Annotated in this window: 16 protein-coding genes; 12 read left to right on the top strand and 4 right to left on the bottom strand. The window is 73.1% G+C overall.

Going from position 1 to position 18,588, the window contains the following annotated elements:
• Window positions 1–138: 138 nt before the first annotated feature.
• From hrcA to ACZ7L7_RS03685, 4 genes are all read left to right on the top strand, one after another.
• Window positions 139–1,155: a heat-inducible transcriptional repressor HrcA gene (hrcA, locus tag ACZ7L7_RS03700; RefSeq protein WP_093718129.1), complete on the top strand. Its 1,017-nt coding sequence runs from the start codon at window positions 139–141 to the stop codon at window positions 1,153–1,155.
• On the top strand, window positions 1,156–2,292 hold the full coding sequence (dnaJ, locus tag ACZ7L7_RS03695; RefSeq protein WP_453600179.1) for a molecular chaperone DnaJ: 1,137 nt from the start codon (window positions 1,156–1,158) through the stop codon (window positions 2,290–2,292).
• A gap of 88 nt (window positions 2,293–2,380) precedes the next feature.
• Window positions 2,381–3,511: a nitronate monooxygenase gene (locus ACZ7L7_RS03690; RefSeq protein ID WP_472074637.1), complete on the top strand. Its 1,131-nt coding sequence runs from the start codon at window positions 2,381–2,383 to the stop codon at window positions 3,509–3,511.
• A complete protein-coding gene (locus ACZ7L7_RS03685; protein ID WP_453600185.1) occupies window positions 3,508–4,248 on the top strand; it encodes a 16S rRNA (uracil(1498)-N(3))-methyltransferase in 741 nt (246 codons plus the stop codon). The genes ACZ7L7_RS03690 and ACZ7L7_RS03685 overlap by 4 nt, the downstream gene beginning before the upstream one ends.
• Here ACZ7L7_RS03685 and ACZ7L7_RS03680 read toward each other — a convergent pair.
• Window positions 4,245–5,870 carry a hypothetical protein gene (locus tag ACZ7L7_RS03680; RefSeq protein ID WP_453600188.1) on the bottom strand — a complete coding sequence of 542 codons (1,626 nt, stop codon included), beginning with the start codon at window positions 5,868–5,870 and terminating at the stop codon, window positions 4,245–4,247. The genes ACZ7L7_RS03685 and ACZ7L7_RS03680 overlap by 4 nt on opposite strands.
• 221 nt (window positions 5,871–6,091) lie before the next feature.
• Between ACZ7L7_RS03680 and ACZ7L7_RS03675 the strand changes: the two genes are divergently transcribed.
• From ACZ7L7_RS03675 to ACZ7L7_RS03660, 4 genes are all read left to right on the top strand, one after another.
• Window positions 6,092–6,532, top strand: coding sequence for a hypothetical protein (locus ACZ7L7_RS03675; protein WP_471591998.1), 441 nt, complete (start codon window positions 6,092–6,094; stop codon window positions 6,530–6,532).
• Between the two features lie 46 nt (window positions 6,533–6,578).
• On the top strand, window positions 6,579–9,764 hold the full coding sequence (locus ACZ7L7_RS03670; protein WP_472074634.1) for a S41 family peptidase: 3,186 nt from the start codon (window positions 6,579–6,581) through the stop codon (window positions 9,762–9,764).
• A 131-nt stretch (window positions 9,765–9,895) separates the two neighbouring features.
• Complete coding sequence (locus ACZ7L7_RS03665) at window positions 9,896–10,249, top strand: histidine triad nucleotide-binding protein (protein ID WP_093718138.1); 354 nt, start codon at window positions 9,896–9,898, stop codon at window positions 10,247–10,249.
• Window positions 10,250–10,255: 6 nt separating this feature from the next.
• Window positions 10,256–11,161 carry a ribonuclease Z gene (locus tag ACZ7L7_RS03660; RefSeq protein ID WP_453600197.1) on the top strand — a complete coding sequence of 302 codons (906 nt, stop codon included), beginning with the start codon at window positions 10,256–10,258 and terminating at the stop codon, window positions 11,159–11,161.
• Between the two features lie 10 nt (window positions 11,162–11,171).
• Here ACZ7L7_RS03660 and ACZ7L7_RS03655 read toward each other — a convergent pair whose 3' ends face one another.
• Entirely contained in the window at window positions 11,172–12,356 is a 1,185-nt protein-coding gene (locus tag ACZ7L7_RS03655) for an MFS transporter (protein ID WP_472074632.1), read from the bottom strand.
• A 176-nt stretch (window positions 12,357–12,532) separates the two neighbouring features.
• Entirely contained in the window at window positions 12,533–13,315 is a 783-nt protein-coding gene (locus ACZ7L7_RS03650; protein ID WP_471429349.1) for an IclR family transcriptional regulator, read from the bottom strand.
• A 100-nt stretch (window positions 13,316–13,415) separates the two neighbouring features.
• On the opposite strand from ACZ7L7_RS03650, the gene ACZ7L7_RS03645 reads away from it, so the two are divergent.
• The 3 genes from ACZ7L7_RS03645 (at window position 13,416) to ACZ7L7_RS03635 (ending at window position 17,051) form a co-directional block, all read left to right on the top strand.
• A complete protein-coding gene (locus ACZ7L7_RS03645) occupies window positions 13,416–14,366 on the top strand; it encodes a 5-dehydro-4-deoxyglucarate dehydratase (protein ID WP_471429347.1) in 951 nt (316 codons plus the stop codon).
• Window positions 14,363–15,652 carry a glucarate dehydratase family protein gene (locus ACZ7L7_RS03640; RefSeq protein ID WP_471592001.1) on the top strand — a complete coding sequence of 430 codons (1,290 nt, stop codon included), beginning with the start codon at window positions 14,363–14,365 and terminating at the stop codon, window positions 15,650–15,652. The genes ACZ7L7_RS03645 and ACZ7L7_RS03640 overlap by 4 nt, the downstream gene beginning before the upstream one ends.
• Window positions 15,653–15,905: 253 nt before the next feature.
• Window positions 15,906–17,051, top strand: a complete 1,146-nt coding sequence (locus ACZ7L7_RS03635; RefSeq protein WP_453600212.1) for a carbohydrate kinase family protein — start codon at window positions 15,906–15,908, stop codon at window positions 17,049–17,051.
• A gap of 104 nt (window positions 17,052–17,155) precedes the next feature.
• Here ACZ7L7_RS03635 and era read toward each other — a convergent pair whose 3' ends face one another.
• Entirely contained in the window at window positions 17,156–18,109 is a 954-nt protein-coding gene (gene era, locus ACZ7L7_RS03630; RefSeq protein ID WP_453600215.1) for a GTPase Era, read from the bottom strand.
• Window positions 18,110–18,236: 127 nt separating this feature from the next.
• Here era and ACZ7L7_RS03625 point away from each other — a divergent pair, with 127 nt between their 5' ends.
• Window positions 18,237–18,575 (top strand): P-II family nitrogen regulator, encoded by a 339-nt coding sequence (locus tag ACZ7L7_RS03625; RefSeq protein WP_285511162.1) that lies wholly within the window; start codon window positions 18,237–18,239, stop codon window positions 18,573–18,575.
• Window positions 18,576–18,588 lie beyond the last annotated feature (13 nt).

The following is an 18,588-nucleotide window of genomic DNA, read 5'->3' as shown; positions in this document are numbered from 1 at the left end:
CTAGCGTCACAGGACCGGCCTTGCCGGGGGCGTACCCCGCCGCCGTACACTGGCTTGGTCGGAGTTGGCACTCGGAAGCACAGAGTGCCAAGCGAGGCGCCCCGGGGACCGGGGGCGAACTTCTGGAGGTGTGCGCGGATGCTGAGTGAACGCAGACTCCAAGTGCTGCGCGCCATCGTCCAGGACTACGTGGGCACCGAGGAGCCGGTCGGGTCGAAGGCCCTGACCGAGCGGCACAACCTCGGCGTCTCCCCGGCGACCGTCCGCAACGACATGGCGGCGCTGGAGGAGGAGGGGTACATCGCCCAGCCGCACACCAGCGCGGGCCGGATCCCGACCGACAAGGGCTACCGGCTCTTCGTCGACAAGCTGGCCGGCGTCAAGCCGATGACCGCCCCCGAGCGGCGGGCCATCCAGAACTTCCTGGAGGGCGCCGTCGACCTGGACGACGTCGTGGCCCGTACGGTGCGGCTGCTCGCCCAGCTCACCCGGCAGGTCGCGGTCGTGCAGTACCCGTCGCTGACCCGTTCCACCGTGCGCCATGTCGAGTTGCTCTCGCTCGCTCCCGCGCGCGTGATGCTCGTACTGATCACGGACACCGGACGGGTCGAGCAGCGGATGGTCGACTGCCCGGCACCGTTCGGCGAGACGTCCCTGGCCGATCTGCGGGCGCGGCTGAACAGCCGGGTCGCCGGCCGGCGCTTCACCGATGTGCCGACACTCGTCGAGGACCTCCCCGAGGGCTTCGACAAGGAGGACCGCGGCACGGTCTCGGCCGTACTCTCCACCCTGCTGGAGACACTGGTCGAGGAGAACGAGGAGCGGCTGATGATCGGCGGCACCGCCAATCTCACCCGCTTCGGACATGACTTTCCCCTCACGATCCGGCCCGTCCTGGAGGCCCTTGAGGAGCAGGTCGTGCTCCTCAAACTCCTTGGTGAGGCGAAGGATCCGGGTATGACCGTCCGTATCGGTCATGAGAACGCCCATGAGGGGCTCAACTCCACCTCGGTGGTGTCGGTCGGCTACGGTTCGGGCGGCGAGGCAGTCGCCAAGCTCGGCGTGGTCGGACCGACCCGCATGGATTACCCGGGAACGATGGGAGCGGTACGCGCAGTGGCACGGTACGTCGGACAGATCCTGGCGGAGTCGTAGGTGGCCACGGACTATTACGCCGTTCTCGGCGTGCGCCGCGACGCGTCGCAGGATGAGATCAAGAAGGCGTTCCGCAGGCTCGCGCGCGAGCTGCACCCGGACGTCAACCCCGACCCGAAGACCCAGGAGCGGTTCAAGGAGATCAACGCCGCTTACGAGGTGCTGTCGGACCCGCAGAAGAAGCAGGTCTACGACCTCGGCGGCGACCCGCTCTCGCAGTCCGGCGGCGCCGGCGCGGGCGGCTTCGGCGCGGGTGGCTTCGGGAACTTCTCGGACATCATGGACGCGTTCTTCGGTACGGCGTCGCAGCGCGGGCCGCGCTCGCGGACCCGGCGCGGCCAGGACGCCATGATCCGGCTGGAGGTCGACCTCGACGAGGCGGCCTTCGGCACGACGAAGGACATCCAGGTCGACACGGCCGTCGTCTGCAACACCTGCAACGGCGAGGGGGCCGCGCCGGGGACGTCCGCGCAGACCTGTGACATGTGCCGCGGCCGCGGTGAGGTGTCGCAGGTGACGCGGTCCTTCCTGGGCCAGGTCATGACCTCGCGGCCGTGTCCGCAGTGCCAGGGCTTCGGCACCGTGGTGCCCACCCCGTGCCCCGAGTGCGCGGGCGACGGCCGGGTGCGCTCCCGCCGGACCCTCACCGTGAAGATCCCGGCCGGTGTCGACAACGGCACGCGGATCCAGCTCGCGGGCGAGGGTGAGGTCGGGCCCGGTGGCGGTCCCGCCGGTGACCTGTACGTCGAGATCCACGAGCTGCCGCACGCGACCTTCCAGCGGCGCGGGGACGATCTGCACTGCACGGTGACCATTCCGATGACCGCGGCCTCGCTCGGCACCAAGGTGCCGCTGGAGACGCTGGACGGGATGGAGGAGGTCGACATCCGGCCCGGTACGCAGTCCGGCCAGTCGATCCCGCTGCACGGGCGCGGTGTCACGCACCTGCGTGGCGGCGGGCGGGGCGATCTGATCGTCCACGTGGAGGTGCAGACGCCCACCAAGCTCGATCCCGAGCAGGAGCGGCTGCTGCGGGAGCTGGCGAAGCTGCGGGGCGAGGAGCGGCCGCAGGGGCAGTTCCAGCCGGGTCAGCAGGGCTTGTTCTCGCGGCTGAAGGACGCCTTCAACGGCCGCTGAGGGGTGCGGAGCGGTCCCTTCTCCAGTGGCCTATGCCTCTGGGAAGGGCCGATTCGGAACTGTTCGGGGGACGTGACAACATGCCGTCATGTCCTCCGCGCTGACCGATCTTTTTCCCCTTCCGATCGTGCAGGCCCCCATGGCGGGCGGCGTGTCCGTGCCGGCGCTCGCCGCCGCCGTGTCCGAGGCCGGCGGGCTGGGGTTCCTGGCCGCCGGGTACAAGACCGCCGACGGCATGTACCAGGAGATCAAGCAGCTGCGGGGACTCACCGGGTGCCCCTTCGGCGTGAACCTGTTCATGCCGCAGCCGGAGTACCCCGGTGCAAGCACCGGCTCCACTGGAGCGGCTGCCGCCGCGCCCCCTGTCTCGGCCGCCGTGGACATGTACGCGCATCAGCTGGCCGGTGAGGCGGGCTGGTACGAGACCGAGCTGGGGGACCGGGACAGCGGCCGGGACGACGGCTACGACGCCAAGCTCGCCGTGCTCCTGGACAACCCGGTGCCGGTGGTCTCCTTCCACTTCGGCGTGCCGAAACCCGAGGTGTTCGAGTCTCTCCGCCGGGCCGGGACCTTCACGCTGGTCACCGCCACGACGGCCGAGGAGGCGCTGGCCGTGGAGCGGGCCGGGGCCGATGCCGTGATCGCGCAGGGCGTGGAAGCCGGCGGGCACCAGGGGACCCACCGGGACAATCCCGAGACCGACGGGAGCGGGATCGGGCTGCTCTCGCTCGTCGCGCAGGTCCGGGAGACCGTCGGTATTCCGATCGTCGCCGCCGGGGGCATCATGCGCGGCAGCCAGATCGCCGCCGTGCTCGCCGCAGGCGCCAGCGCCGCCCAGCTCGGCACCGCGTTCCTCGCCACCGCCGAGTCCGGTGCGAGCGCCGTGCACAAGCAGGCCCTGACCAACCCCCTGTTCACCCGTACGGAACTGACCCGGGCCTTCTCCGGGCGCCCGGCGCGCGGCCTCGTCAACCGGTTCATGCGCGAGCACGGCCCGTACGCCCCCGCCGCCTACCCGGAGGTCCACCACCTCACCGCGCCACTGCGCAAGGCGGCGGCCAAGGCGGGCGACGCGCAGGGCATGGCGCTGTGGGCGGGGCAGGGCCACCGCATGGCGCGGGAGCTGACGGCGGGTCAGCTGGTGGAGGTGCTGGCGGCCGAACTCGCCGCCGCCAGGACAGCGTTGTCCGAGGGACGGGAAGGCGGTGCGCTGCGATGACGGCTCCGGTGTTCGTCGTCGAGCACTTCGACGCGGGGAGCGCAGGACAGTACGTCCTGGAGGGCCCCGAAGGGCGGCACGCGGTCTCCGTGAAGCGGCTGCGGCCCGGCGAGGACGTCGTCCTCACCGACGGCGCCGGGCGCTGGGCGGAGTGCGTGGTGCTGGCGGCCGAGGGCAAGGACCGGCTGGTCGTCCAACTGGACTCGGTCTCCGAGGAGCCCGAGCCGACACCCCGGATCACCGTCGTACAGGCCCTGCCCAAGGGCGACCGCGGTGAGGTGGCCGTCGAGACGATGACCGAGGTCGGCGTCGACACGATCGTGCCGTGGACGGCGTCCCGCTGCATCACCCAGTGGAAGGGCGACCGCGGCCTGAAGGCGCTCGGCAAGTGGCGGGCCACCGCGCGCGAGGCGGGCAAGCAGTCCCGTCGGGTCCGCTTCCCCGAGGTCACGGACGCGGCGTCGTCCAAGCAGGTCGCCGCCCTCCTGGCCAAGGCCGACTTCGCCGCCGTCCTGCACGAGAGCGGCACCGAGCCGCTGGCCACCGCCGAACTCCCCGCCGACGGGGAGATCGTGCTGGTCGTCGGCCCCGAAGGCGGCGTCTCCCCGGAGGAGTTGGCCCTCTTCGCGGAGGCGGGCGCCCGCCCGTACGTCCTCGGTCCGACGGTCCTGCGCACCTCCACCGCGGGTACGGCCGCCGCGGCGCTGTTGCTCGGGCGTACGGGGCGCTGGAGCTAACAGCGCCTGTTCTTCGGGTCCTTGGCCGGGAGGAGCTGTACGTCCTCCCGTCGGACCGCGAAGGACTCCTGCACGGTGCCGTTGTGGCGCTCGGGGTCCCAGAGCCAGATCCAGTCGCCCGAGGTGCCGAAGGAGAGCACCGGGTGGTCGGTGGGGGCGGGGCCGTTGTCGACGGCGAGGGGCTTGTCCGGGTCCACGGGGCGTACGCAGACGAAGTGGGCGTAGACGCCGTAGTAGTCCGGTGGGCGGGTGCCCTGGCGGGCGACAGCCTCCGCGGCCCGGCCCGCCGCGCTCGCCGCGTTGCTGGTGCCGATGCCGATGGCGGTCAGGGCGAAGGCCACCGCGAGGAGCGTGGCCAGGACCACCGCCATAAGCCGGTTGCCGCGGTCCCGGCCCAGATGGAAGTGGCGCAGCCAGCCGGCGACCGCCACCACAAACAAGACGCTGATCAGCGCGAGTCCTATGGGCTCTGCCGCCGCCGAGTAGCGGCCGAGGGTGGACGTGGGCACCGCGTCCGCGCGGATGTCGAAGCGGTCCAGGTACTCGGCGTGCATCTGCCCGCCCAGCCAGTTCACCACCGACCACAGCACCGGCACCGACAGCGGTACCAGCCAGCCCGCGTGCCGGGTGAGGAAGGTCCGCCGCAGCGCGAGGAACACCCCGGCGCCGATGAATACCGCAACGGCGGCCAGCGACAGGACCGCCAGCAGTTGCAAGGGCTTGTAGTTGACGCCCATCAGCGTCCCGAAGGCCAACGTCGACGTGGTGGCCGCAGCCCCCGCGGCCCACTGCGCCGCCGTACTCTGCGCCCGCGTCTCCTTCGCCGTCCGGCCCACCCCCAGCGCCCCCGCCGGACTGAGCAGCACCGGCAGCAGCTTCCACGCCCCGTCCGCCCACACCACGCACATCCCGCAGACGAGTGCGTTGATCAGCCCCGCCGTGCCCAGCGCGAACCACGCCCGCCGCACCCGCCGCTCGTGCGGCGTCTCGTCGCGCGGCGGGTCGGCGTCCGAGTGGCCCGGTACCCGCAGCGCGTGCTCGGCCGGGTCGTAGGCGCGACCGCCCAGGTCACGCGCCGTCAGCTCGGCCTCCGCCGCCTGCCGGGAGTCCGGGCCCGCCGGGACGGTCACCGCGCGCTGTTCGTCCGCCCCGCCCAGGCGGATCCACCAGCGGCCCAGCGTCGGGCGGGCGCGGTGGACGTAGTACGTCGTCCGGGCCGGACGCTTGTACTCGACCAGTGCCGCGTCCCGCACCCACGCGCCCAACTCGGCCTGCTTGATGAGACGTTCCACTTCCACGGTCGCCGTGCGCAGGGCGCCGAGACGGGCGCCGTGCAGGCGGACCTCGACGACCAGCGAGGTCCGGTGCGCGGCCGTGGGCGCCGCCTCCGCCGCCTCCGCCGGGCGTACCGCCCATCCCCGCTCCTCGAACAGCGCGGTCACGTACGCCACTTCGTCCTGCTGGTCGACGACGTCGACGAGCATCCGTACCCGGCGCCGGTGCGGTGGCGCGGGAGGGCCCGCCGCCGGGTCGGGGGAGGCCGGGTCGGGCTGGGGCGGGGTGTCGTCCGGGGTGCGGGGGGACGGCAGCAGACGGCGGGTGCGGATCCGAGGGGGCGTCAATGGGGCTCCGGTAGCGGGCGAGTTGGGCAGCACTCGATTGTGACGCGAGGGAGCGCTGTTGACCGTATGCGCTCTACCGCCGCGGGCCGGACAGTGGCAGGCTGCCCTCCGTGGGGGTATTGAGGCGGATTTGGGTTCGGCCGCGTGCGACGCGTGTGGCGGGTGCGGCGGGGTTGGTCGTGCTGGCCGTCGGCGGGGTCACCGCGTGCGATGCCGGGGGTATGACCACCGCGGCCGTCGCCTGGACCACCGACCAGACGGTGACCGAGGAACTGGACCGCCGCGATGCCGGGGTCCAGTGGCTCACCTGCAGGGCCTCCTACGGGGACAGAGGCGACGGGTCGAAGCCGGCCGCGGGGGAGGAGACCGTCGCTGAGGTCGACTGCTCCGGCAAGACCAAGGACGGCAGGGACATCTCCGTCGAGGGCGTCGTCACCCGGGCCGTCGACAACAAGTGCGTGCGCGGGCACATCACCGCGAAGGTCGGCGGGAAGACGCTGTTCCAGGTCGACGGGCTCGGCAACTGCGAGGGCACGCCGTCGCCGGTCGCGCCGCCGCCCAGCAACGGCGGTGGACAGGGACCCCGGCCCACGGTCACGGTGACCGTCACCAAGACGCTGTGGTGCAAGGAGGACCCGCAGTGCTGGCCCGAGGGCAAGTGATCGCAAACCCCTTACTCTGGGTCACATGTCTGCGTAGGGTGATCAGGTGACTCAGCCTGCCGCGTATCTCCGGTTCCCGCATCTGCACGGCGAGTTGGTCGCCTTCACCGCAGAGGACGACGTCTGGCTCGCCCCTTTGGAGGGCGGCCGGGCCTGGCGGGTGAGCGCCGACAACATGCCGGTCACCGCGCCGCGGATCTCTCCCGACGGCACCACCGTCGCCTGGACCTCCACCCGCGACGGCGCCTCCGAGGTGCACATCGCCCCGGTGTCCGGCGGCCCCGCCACCCGGCTCACCTACTGGGGCACCCGCACCCGGGTGCGCGGCTGGACCCCCGACGGGCACGTCCTGGTCATCAGCAGCCGGGGCCAGGCCAGCCGCGACCGCACCTGGGCGCACGCCGTCCCGCTGGACGGCGGACCGGCCACGACCCTGCCGTACGGGATCGTCGGGGACGTCGCGTACGGCCCGCACACCGTGCTGCTGTCGGCGGTGATGAGCCTGGAGGCGGCGTACTGGAAGCGGTACCGCGGCGGTCGGGCCGGAAAGCTGTGGATCGACCGGGAGGGGCAGGGCGAATTCGTCCGGCTGCACGAGGAGCTGGACGGCAACATCGAGTACCCCGTCTGGGCCGGGGAGCGCATCGCCTTCCTCAGCGACCACGAGGGCACCGGCGCCCTGTACTCCTCCCTCGCCGACGGCTCCGACCTGCGCCGCCACACCCCCCTCGACGGTTTCTACGCCCGCCACGCCGCCGGTGACGGCACCCGGATCGTGTACGCCTCGGCCGGTGAACTGTGGCTGCTGGACGATCTGGACGGCGCCGAGCCGCGCCGCCTCGACGTCCGGCTCGGCGGCCAGCGCACCGACCGCCGGCCCCGCCCGGTCAGCGCCGCCCACTGGTTCGGCTCCGCCGCCCCCGACCACACCGCGCGCGGCAGCGCCGTCCTGGTGCGCGGTGCCGTCCACTGGGTCACCCACCGCTCCGGACCCGCCCGCGCCCTGTCCGCCGAACCCGGCGTCCGCGCCCGCAGGCCCCGCACCTTCCGCGTCGACGGCGAGGAATGGGTGGTGTGGGTGACCGACGCCGAGGGCGACGACGCGCTGGAGTTCGCCCCGGCCACCGGTCTCGCCCCGGGCGCCACCCCGCGCCGCCTCGCCGCCGGACAGCTCGGCCGCGTCCTGGGTCTCGCGGTCGCCCCCGACGGCAGCCGCGCCGCCGTCGCCTCCCACGACGGGCGCGTCCTGCTCGTCGAACGGGAGACCGGCGAGGTCCGCGAGGTCGACCGCAGCGAGGACGGCGACGTCTCCGGCCTGGTCTTCTCACCCGACTCCGCCTGGCTGGCCTGGTCGCACCCCGGCCCCCGACCGCTCAGCCAGCTCCGCATCGCCAACGTCACCGACCTGTCGGTCACCGAGGCCACCCCGATGCGCTTCCAGGACTACGCGCCCGCGTTCACCCTGGACGGCAAGCACCTCGCCTTCCTCTCCGCCCGCTCCTTCGACCCCGTCTACGACGAGCACGTCTTCGACCTGGCCTTCGTCGTCGGTTCCCGCCCGTACCTGATCCCGCTGGCCGCGACCACGCCCTCGCCGTTCGGCCCGCAGCGGCACGGCCGTTCCTTCGACGCGCCCGACAAGGACGAGACCCCCGACAGCGAGGGCACCCCCACCACCCGCATCGACATCGAGGGCCTCGCCGACCGCATCGTGCCGTTCCCGGTCGAGGCGGCCCGCTACAGCGGACTGCGCGCCGCCAAGGACGGCGTGCTCTGGCTGCGCCACCCGGTCACCGGCGAACTCGGCGCCTCCCGCGCCACCCCCGACGACCCGGAGCCCGGCAGCGAGCTGGAGCGCTACGACCTCGTCCAGCGGCGCGTGGAGCATCTGGCCGCCGACGCCGACCACTTCGAGGTCAGCGGGGACGGCAAGCGGGTGCTGCTGTGGACCGACGGGCGGCTCAAGGTCGTGCCCAGCGACCGGCGCGCCTCCGGCGACGACGACAGCGACTCCAACATCACCGTCGACCTCGGCCGGATCCGCCAGACCCTCGACCCGGCCGCCGAGTGGCGGCAGATGTTCGAGGAGACCGGCCGCATCATGCGGGACCACTTCTGGCGCTCCGACATGAGCGGCGTCGACTGGACCGGCGTCCTGGACCGCTACCGCCCCGTGCTGGACCGCGTGGCCACCTACGACGACCTGGTCGACCTGCTCTACGAGGTCCAGGGCGAGCTGGGCACCTCGCACGCCTACGTCATCCCGCGCGGCGGCTCCGGCGGGCGCCAGGGACTGCTCGGCGCCGACATCTCCCGCCACGAGGACGGCACCTGGCGCATCGACCGGATCCTCCCCTCGGAGACCTCCGACCCCCAGGCCCGCGCCCCGCTCGCGGCACCCGGCGTCGCGGTACGGGCGGGCGACGCGATCGTCGCCGTCGGCGGAGTGCCGGTCGACCCGGTGACCGGGCCAGGACCGCTCCTGGTGGGCACCGCGGGCAAGCCGGTCGAACTGACGGTGTCCCCGGCCGGGGGCGGGGAGCTGCGGTACCCGGTCGTGGTCCCGGTCTCCGACGAGGAACCCCTGCGCTACCACGACTGGGTGGCCGGCCGGCGGGCCTACGTCCACGAGCGCTCAGGAGGCCGCCTCGGCTACCTCCACATCCCCGACATGCAGGCGCCGGGCTGGGCCCAGATCCACCGCGACCTGCGCGTCGAGGTGGCCCGCGAGGGCCTGATCGTCGACGTCCGCGAGAACCGCGGCGGCCACACCTCGCAGCTCGTCGTGGAGAAGCTGGCCCGGCGGATCGTCGGCTGGGTGGTCCCGCGCGACCTGCCGCCGTACGCCTACCCGCTGGACGCCCCGCGCGGCCCGGTCGTGGCCGTCGCCGACGAGTTCTCCGGCTCCGACGGCGACATCGTCAACGCCGCCCTCCGCGCCCTCGGCATCGGCCCCGTCGTCGGCACCCGCACCTGGGGCGGTGTGATCGGCATCGACAGCCGCTACCGCCTGGTCGACGGCACCCTCATCACCCAGCCCAAGTACGCGATCTGGCTGGAGGGCCTGGGCTGGGGCGTGGAGAACCACGGCGTCGACCCGGACGTGGAGGTCGTCCAGCGCCCGCAGGACCACGCGGCGGGCAGGGACGCCCAGTTGGACGAGGCGATCAGCAGGGCGCTGCAGGCCCTGGAGGACAGTCCGGCGAAGACCCCGCCGACGATTCCCGGCTGAGGGGTGCGGGGCGGTGTCGATGTGCGGCTCTGCCGCGCGGGCGCGACCGGCCACGGACCGTCCCCACCCGCCGACGATACGATGCCCCCCGACCCGTCAGGCGCACCACGCACCCCTCCGGAGGAGCCCGTATGCCAGGAGAGCCCCAGGAAGACTGCCTGTTCTGCAAGATCGCGGCAGGCCAGGTCCCGGCGACGATCGTCCGGGAGACCGAAACCACCCTCGCCTTCCAGGACATCAACCCCCAGGCCCCGGTCCACATCCTGGTGATCCCCAAGGCGCACTACGCCAACGCGGGCGAACTGGCCGCCGGTGCCCCGGAACTGGCCGCCGACGTCCTGCGCGAGACGGAGGCCGTGGCGAAGGAGCAGAAGCTCGACGCCCACCGCACCGTCTTCAACACCGGCGCCGGCGCGGGTCAGACCGTCTTCCACGCGCACGCCCACGTCCTCGGCGGCCGCGGCCTGGAATGGCCCCCCGGATAAGCACCCATGTCCGTACGCGAACTCGTGGTCCTCGGCACCGCCAGCCAGGTGCCGACCAGACACCGCAACCACAACGGCTATCTGCTGCGCTGGGACGGGGAGGGCTTCCTCTTCGACCCCGGCGAGGGCACCCAGCGGCAGATGCTGCGCGCCGGGGTCGCCGCCCATGACCTGAACCGGATCTGCGTCACGCACTTCCACGGCGACCACTCGCTCGGCCTGGCCGGGGTCGTCCAGCGGATCAACCTCGACAAGGTGCCGCACCCGGTCACCGCGCACTACCCGAAGTCCGGCCAGCGGTTCTTCGACCGGCTGCGGTACGCGACCGCGTACCGGGAGACCGTCGACATCCAGCAGGCGCCGGTCGACCGGGACGGCGTCCTCGCCACGACCGGGTCGTACACCCTGGAGGCGCGCAAGCTCTCCCACCCCGTGGAGTCCTACGGCTACCGGCTGGTGGAGCCCGACGGCCGCCGGATGCTGCCGGACCGGCTCGCCGCGCACGGCATCAAGGGCCCGGACGTCGGCCGCCTCCAGCGCGAGGGTTCCCTCGGGGGCGTGACGCTGGACGACGTCAGCGAGGTGCGCCGGGGGCAGCGGTTCGCGTTCGTCATGGACACCCGGCTGTGCGACGGGGTGCACGCCCTGGCCGAGGGCTGCGATCTGCTGGTCATCGAGTCGACCTTCCTCGACGAGGACACCGACCTCGCCGTCGACCACGGTCACCTCACCGCCGGTCAGGCGGCCCGGGTGGCGCGGGAGGCGGGCGTACGGCATCTGGTGCTCACGCACTTCAGCCAGCGCTACTCCGAGCCCGACGAGTTCGAGCGACAGGCGCGGGCGGCCGGCTACGAGGGCGAACTGACCGTGGCGCACGACCTGCTGCGGGTGCCGGTGCCCAAGCGCCGGTGAGGAGCGGGGTTCAGGCGGCCCTGGCGGGTTCGTAGGCCGGCGTGTCCACCGCGATCTCCACCACCGGCAGCGACCGCCGTTTCGCTCCCACGGCCACCGCGGTCATCGGAACGGCCACCACCAGCAGCCCCGCCGCCAGCACCGTTCCCATCACCGGGAACCCGGCGGCGGCCGACAGCGCGCTGCCGGTCAGCGGTCCCGCCGCCGTGCCGAGCGAGGACGCCGAGCCCACCAGCACCGCCCACCGTCCCCGGCCGTCCAGGGAGGCGGCGAGGCCGATGACGTAGGACAGGACGATCGGGTAGAGGGCGTTCCAGGCGATCTCCCCGGCCGCGAAGGTCACCAGGTCCCGGGCCGACGCGCTCACCGCGACGCACAGGGCGATCACCGCCGTACCGGCCCCGATCGGCACCGCCAGGCCGATCCGCGGCCCGAGCGCGCTCGCGGCGACCACACCGAGCAGACCCGCGCCGAGCGCGACCGCGAACACCGCGCCGACCGTGACCTCGCTGAGGTGGGCCTGGCCGATCCCGATCCGCCCGCTGACGCCCCACAGGGAGTTCTGTGCGAGCGACCAGCACATCAGGGCCGCGGCGAGGGCGAGCCCGGAGCGCCGATGGGGCAGGGGGCCCGCCTCCCGGTGGGTGCGGGTGCCGGTGCCCGCGGTGCCGAGGCGGCCGGTCAGCGGCCACACCGCCAGCGCGGTGAGCGCGATCGCGGCGAGCGGCAGGCCGTGGCCGGGTCCGAGGCGCGGGACCGTCAGATACACGGCGCCCGCGAGCGCGGAGACGCCGAGCAGGCCGTACGTGGTGACGCGGTGCGGGTCGGGGCGGCCGGCGATACCGGTGGCGGCGACCGCCGTCGCCGTACCGGAGCCGAAGCCGCCGACCAGGGCGCCCGCGACGACGGCCGGGACCCAGTGGGTCAGCGCGGCCTCGCCGTAGCCGACGACGGCCAGCGCGAGGCCGAGACGGGCGAGGGGGCGGGCGCCGACGCGGTCGACCCGGGAGGCGAGGGTGAATCCGGCCGTCGCGGAACTCAGCAGCAGCGCGCTGCCGATGGCGCCCGCCTGCGTGGCGGTCAGACCGAGGCCCGAGCCGAGGCGGCCGACGGTGGTCGGGAGGAGGTAGGGGGCGAGGTACCCGGCCGTGAACAGGGCGACGAGGGGCCAGGGCAGGGTGGTGCGGGCGGACACGGGCGTTCCCAGGGCATGCGAAAGGAGCGGCTCGGAAAGGGGGATGGGCGACGACCGTCGACGGACAGGAACGCGCGGGCAATTTGTATCAAGCGGGGGCAGGCGCGAAGAAGGGCGGGCGGTGTGATCCGGGGCACATGCGGTTTGGGCCGGTCGGGAGCGGGTAGAAGCGGCGCCTACCGCCAGCTCACGGAGCCCCCGCCGGTCGGCACCGCCGACTCGATCTTCGCCCGGATCTCCCGCATCACGGCCACGATCCGCTCCTCGCGTCCGGGTGTCAGCCGGGCCACCGGCACCGAGCAGCTGATGGCGTCCTGCGCAGGCGTGTCGTAGCGCAGAGCGAAGCCGAAGCCGACGATTCCGGTGACGCCCTCCTCGCGGTCGATCGAGTAGCCGCGTGCGCGGGTCCCGGCGAGGTCGGCGGCGAGGGCGTCCCGGGTGGTGCGGGTGCGCGGGGTGAGCGCCTCGTACGGGCCCTCGGGCAGCTCCTCGTCCGGCCGTTCGGCCAGCAGGGCCTTGCCGAGGGCGCCGACGTGCGCGGGGAGCCTGCGGCCCACCCTGCTGATCGTGCGCAGGTACTCGTGCGACTCGCGGGTCGCGAGATAGGCCACGTCCCGCCCGTCCAGACGCCCGAGGTGGACGGTCTCGCCGAGCGCCTCGGACGCCTCGTCGAGGTAGGGGCGCACCAGCCGCACCCGGGGGTCGGAGTCCAGGTAACTCGTACCGGTGAGCAGGGCGTGGATGCCGATGCCGTACAGCGACCCGGTGACGTCCGTGCGCACCCAGCCGCGCGAGACCAGGGTCTGCAGCAGGGCGTACATCGAGCTGCGCGGCACCTCCAGTGCGTCCGCCAGCTCCTGGAGCCGGGCCGGGCGGTCGCCCCGCGCGGCGAGCAGTTCCAGCAGCTCGACCGTGCGCGCGGCCGACTTCACTTCGCGGACGCCCCCTGACTCTGGCATGCGCCGATCGTATTGCGCCCGTGCCGCACCATTGACGGCCCGTCGTTCGCATACCTAACCTCCATCTACATACATGTACCTCGTCTGCATAGGGAGATGGATGACGGTGGCCCTCGATACCGGTACGGCCGTGGCGCGGCGGCTGCGGGACGGGATGGCGGGCGGGGTGCTGTCGTTCCCGCTGACGAGCTTCCACGACGACGGCTCCCTCGACCCCGAGGGCGTGCGCGCGCACGTCGCCGAGTGCGTGGCCGCCGGGCCCGGCGCGCTCTTCCCGGCCTGCGGCACCGGCGAGTTCTTCTCCCTCGACGAGGACGAGTACCGCACGGTCGTCTCCCTCGCCGTCCGGGAGGCCGACGGACGGCTGCCCGTCGTCGCCGGCGTCGGCTACGGCTGGGCGCAGGCCCTGCGGTTCGCCCGCATCGCCGAGGAGGCGGGCGCCGACGCCCTGCTCGTCCTGCCGCACTACCTGGTCGCGGCACCGCAGGAAGGGCTCGTACGGCAACTGGAGCGGATCGCCGCCGGAACCCGCCTGCCGCTCATCGCCTACCAGCGCGGACGGGTCGCCTTCACCGCCGACTCGTTGCGCCGGATCGCGGCCCTGCCGACCGTCATCGGGCTCAAGGACGGCCACAGCGACCTCGACCGGCTCCAGCGCCTCACCCTCGCCGCCCCGGAGGGCTTCCTGTTCTTCAACGGCGCCGCGACCGCGGAGATCCAGGCCGGTGCCTACACCGCCGTCGGCGTCCCCGCCTACTCCTCCGCGGTGCACGCCTTCGCGCCCGAGATCGCCACCGCGTACTTCACGGCTCTGCGCTCCGGGGACGACAAGATGCGCGAGCGGCTGCTGCGGGACTTCTACGTCCCGTTCGTCGAACTCCGCGACCGGGCGCCCGGATACGCCGTGTCCCTGGTGAAGGCGGCGGCACGGCTGCGGGGCCGCCGGGTGGGCCCGGTGCGCGCCCCGCTCACCGATCCCGCGCCGGGCGATCTGGCCGACCTGGAGACCCTGCTGACCGCCGGCCTCGACCTCGTGGGAGCCGCCTTGTGAACCTCACCGTCACGGACGTCCGCCTGACCCCGATCCTGGTCGCCGACCCGCCCCTGCTCAACACGCAGGGCGTGCACCAGCCGTACACCCCCCGGCTGATCGTGGAGGTGGAGACGGCGGACGGGGTGACGGGGGTGGGGGAGACCTACGGGGACACGAAGTACCTGGAGCTGGCCCGCCCCTTCGCGGCCGAGCTGATCGGCCGTCAGGTCAGCGACTTGAACGGCCTGTTCACCGTCGCGGAGTCCGTGGCCGTCGACGGCTCGCGGGTCTCGGCGGCCGTGGACGTCGGCGGACTGCGCGGCGTCCAGACCGCCGACAAGCTCCGCCTCTCCGTGGTCTCCGGGTTCGAGGTGGCGTGCCTGGACGCGCTCGGCAAGGCGCTGGGGCTGCCGGTGCACGCGCTGCTCGGCGGCAAGGTGCGCCACTCGGTGGAGTACAGCGCGTACCTGTTCTACAAGTGGGCCGCGCATCCCGAGGGCGTGCCCGCGGAGCAGGACGACTGGGGCGCGGCCCTGGACCCCGACGGGATCGTCGCGCAGGCGCGGAAGTTCACCGAGCGGTACGGGTTCACCTCGTTCAAGCTCAAGGGCGGGGTGTTCCCGCCGGAGGAGGAGATCGCGGCGGTGCGGGCGCTTGCCGCGGCCTTCCCCGGGCATCCGCTGCGGCTGGACCCGAACGGCGCCTGGTCCGTGGAGACCTCCCTGGCGGTGGCGAAGGAACTCGGGGACGTCCTGGAGTACTTGGAGGACCCCGCGCTCGGCACCCCGGCCATGGCCCGGGTCGCTGCGGGGACGGACGTGCCGCTGGCGACCAACATGTGCGTGACGACGTTCGCCGAGATCAAGGAGGCGTTCGCGCGCGACGCCGTGCAGGTCGTCCTCTCCGACCACCACTACTGGGGCGGACTGCGCAACACCCAGCACCTCGCGGCGGTCTGCCGGACCTTCGGCGTGGGCGTCTCCATGCACTCCAACACCCACCTGGGGATCTCCCTGGCCGCCATGACCCACGTGGCGTCCACCGTGCCCAACCTCCACCACGCCTGCGACTCCCACTACCCGTGGCAGTCGGAGGACGTGCTCACGGAGCGGCTGCGGTTCGAGGGGGGACGGGTCGCGGTGGGGGACCGGCCCGGGCTGGGAGTGGAACTCGACCGGGAGCGGCTCCGGTTCCTGCACCGGCGGTGGCTGGAGGACGACGGGGCCCTGCGCGACCGGGACGACGCGGCGGCGATGCGGGTGGCGGAGCCGGGGTGGAGGGTGCCGGGGGTGCCGCGGTGGTGATGTGGGTGGCGGAGCCGGGGTGGAGGGTGCCGCGGTGGTGATGTGGGTGGCGGAGCCGGGGTAGAGGGGGCGCGGGTGCCGTGTGCCGGGGCGGTGTGTGCCGGGGTGCCGGGACCGGGGCGGTGCATGCCGGGTGCGCCCCGGTGGTGACGGGAGCGGTCTGACGCGGTGGGTGGTTCCCCCGTGAGCGGCGGCATCCGGCCGGTGCGGTGGTGCACACTGGCCTGATCCGCACCATGTCAGGGAGCGCACCGTGATCGCGTCCGCCGCGTCCGCCGGAAAGGGACCCTCTTCCTCCGTCGCCGGGAGGCCGCAGAGCCAGGCTCAGGTCGACCCCCTGGCCGGGCTGCGCCGGCCCACGGACCCGCCCTGGGACGTGTACCTCACCGGCACCGTCTTCCTCGACATCATCTTCACCGGGCTCGACTCCGCCCCGGTGCGCGGCACCGAGTCCTGGGCCCGGGGCATGGGGTCCAGCCCCGGCGGAGTCGCCAACATGGCCACCGCGCTGGCCCGCCTCGGCCTGCGCACCGCGCTCGCGGCGGCCTTCGGGGACGACCACTACGGGGAGTACTGCTGGGACGCCCTGGAGCAGGGCGAGGGCATCGACCTCTCCGCCTCGCGCAGCGTGCCCGGCTGGCACTCCCCGGTGACGGTCTCCATGGCCTACGAGGGTGAGCGGACGATGGTCTCCCACGGCCACGAGCCGCCCCCGGAGAAGCCCGCCCCCGAGTGCCCGCCCCGCGCCCGAGCCGCCGTCGCCGCCCTGGAACCCGGCAGACGCGCCCCCTGGATCGCCCAGGCCGCCGCCAAGGGCACCCGGATCTTCGCCGACGTCGGCTGGGACGAGACCGGCGCCTGGGACCTGGCCGGGCTCGCCGACCTCGAACACTGCGAGGCCTTCCTGCCGAACGCCGAGGAGGCCATGCGCTACACCGGCGCCAACTGCCCCCGCGCCGCCGCCCACGCCCTCACCGAACACGTCCCGCTCGCCGTGGTGACCCTCGGCGCGGAGGGCGCCTACGCCGTGGACGGACGCACCGGTGAGACGGCCTCGGTGCCGGCCATCGCCGTGGAGGCCCTCGACCCCACCGGCGCCGGGGACGTCTTCGTGGCCGGTTTCGTCACCGGCACCCTCGCCGACTGGCCGCTCGCCGACCGCCTCGCCTTCGCGGGCCTCACCGCCGCCCTCTCCGTCCAGGAGTTCGGCGGCTCCCTCTCCGCCCCCGGCTGGGCGGAGATCGGCGCCTGGTGGCGGGAGATCCAGTCCTACGCCGACCAGGACCCGGCGGCCCTGCGCCGGTACGCCTTCCTGAGCGACCTGGTCCCCACGGAACTGGCCCGGCCCTGGCCGCTGCGGCGGGCGGTACCGACGATCGGGTTCGGGCGGAGCGCGTAGCAGCCCACGCGCCCGGCGAGTGTGCGGCAGTTTCGGGTCGGGTCAGGCGCACCCGGCGCCCGGTCCCCCGACCCGTTTCGGTCGGAAACCCGCGTCCGGCGTCCTCAGAAGCCCAGCTTCCGCAGCTGCTTCGGGTCGCGCTGCCAGTCCTTGGCCACCTTCACGTGCAGGTCCAGGAAGACCGGCGTGCCGAGCAGGGCCTCGATCTGGCGGCGGGACTTGATGCCGACCTCCTTCAGGCGCTTGCCCTTGGGGCCGATGATGATGCCCTTCTGGCTGGGGCGCTCGATGTAGAGGTTGGCGTGGATGTCGAGCAGCGGCTTGTCCGCGGGGCGGTCCTCCCGGGGCAGCATCTCCTCCACCACCACCGCGATGGAGTGCGGGAGCTCGTCACGGACGCCCTCCAGCGCCGCCTCGCGGATCAGCTCGGAGATCATGACCTGCTCGGGCTCGTCGGTGAGGTCGCCCTCGGGGTAGAGCGCCGGGCCCTCCGGGAGCATCGGGATCAGCAGGTCCGCCAGCAGGTCGACCTGCTTGTTCGCGGTCGCCGACACCGGGACGATCTCGGCCCACTCGATGCCCAGCTCCTTGCCGAGCTGGTCGATCGCGATGAGCTGGGCGGCCAGGGCCTTGGAGTCGACCAGGTCGGTCTTGGTGACGATCGCGACCTTCGGGGACTTCTTGATCCCGGCCAGCTCCTTGGCGATGAAACGGTCACCGGGACCGATCTTCTCGTTCGCCGGGAGGCAGAAGCCGATCACGTCGACCTCGGCCCAGGTCGTACGGACCACGTCGTTCAGCCGCTCGCCGAGCAGCGTGCGCGGCTTGTGCAGTCCCGGGGTGTCCACCAGGATCAGCTGCGCGTCCGGCCGGTGCACGATGCCGCGCACCGTGTGCCGGGTGGTCTGCGGCTGGTTGGCGGTGATCGCCACCTTCTGCCCGACCAAAGCGTTCGTAAGGGTGGACTTGCCCGCGTTGGGGCGGCCCACGAAGCAGGCGAAACCGGCGCGATGGACGGCCTCGGCCGACTTGTCGGATGACTGGGTGCGAACGCTCATGCCGCCCATTCTCCCTGATCCCCGAAGGCACCGTGGCCCCGGACGCCGTGAGCGCATACGATCTCGGCGTCCCGGGCCCCGGCGCCCCTGTCGGCGCCCTCCCTCCCGCTGCCCAGAAGGCCGAGGCATGAAGCTCATCACCGCGATCGTCAAGCCGTTCCGCCTCGACGAGGTGAAGTCGGCGCTCCAGGAGATCGGCGTCCACGGTCTGACCGTCTCCGAGGCCAGCGGCTACGGCCGTCAGCGCGGCCACACCGAGGTGTACCGGGGCGCCGAGTACCAGATCGACCTGGTGCCGAAGATCCGTATCGAGGTCGTCGTGGAGGACGCGGACGCCGACAACGTGATCGACACCATCGTGAAGGCCGCGCAGACCGGCAAGATCGGCGACGGCAAGGTGTGGGCGCTGCCCGTCGACACGGTCGTCCGGGTGCGGACGGGCGAGCGCGGCCCCGACGCGCTCTGAGCAACCCCGCTCG

The organism is Streptomyces sp. NPDC110618 (genome assembly GCF_055657065.1).
This window is presented reverse-complemented; position numbering and strand designations above follow the sequence as displayed.

Coding starts and splice junctions, on each gene's coding strand:
- hrcA (WP_093718129.1), top strand. CDS start 139: ATGCTGAGTGAACGCAGACTCCAAGTGCTGCGCGCCATCGTCCAGGAC.
- ACZ7L7_RS03690 (WP_472074637.1), top strand. CDS start 2,381: ATGTCCTCCGCGCTGACCGATCTTTTTCCCCTTCCGATCGTGCAGGCC.
- ACZ7L7_RS03685 (WP_453600185.1), top strand. CDS start 3,508: ATGACGGCTCCGGTGTTCGTCGTCGAGCACTTCGACGCGGGGAGCGCA.
- ACZ7L7_RS03675 (WP_471591998.1), top strand. CDS start 6,092: ATGACCACCGCGGCCGTCGCCTGGACCACCGACCAGACGGTGACCGAG.
- ACZ7L7_RS03665 (WP_093718138.1), top strand. CDS start 9,896: ATGCCAGGAGAGCCCCAGGAAGACTGCCTGTTCTGCAAGATCGCGGCA.
- ACZ7L7_RS03660 (WP_453600197.1), top strand. CDS start 10,256: ATGTCCGTACGCGAACTCGTGGTCCTCGGCACCGCCAGCCAGGTGCCG.
- ACZ7L7_RS03650 (WP_471429349.1), bottom strand. CDS start 13,315: ATGCCAGAGTCAGGGGGCGTCCGCGAAGTGAAGTCGGCCGCGCGCACG.
- ACZ7L7_RS03645 (WP_471429347.1), top strand. CDS start 13,416: ATGACGGTGGCCCTCGATACCGGTACGGCCGTGGCGCGGCGGCTGCGG.
- era (WP_453600215.1), bottom strand. CDS start 18,109: ATGAGCGTTCGCACCCAGTCATCCGACAAGTCGGCCGAGGCCGTCCAT.
- ACZ7L7_RS03625 (WP_285511162.1), top strand. CDS start 18,237: ATGAAGCTCATCACCGCGATCGTCAAGCCGTTCCGCCTCGACGAGGTG.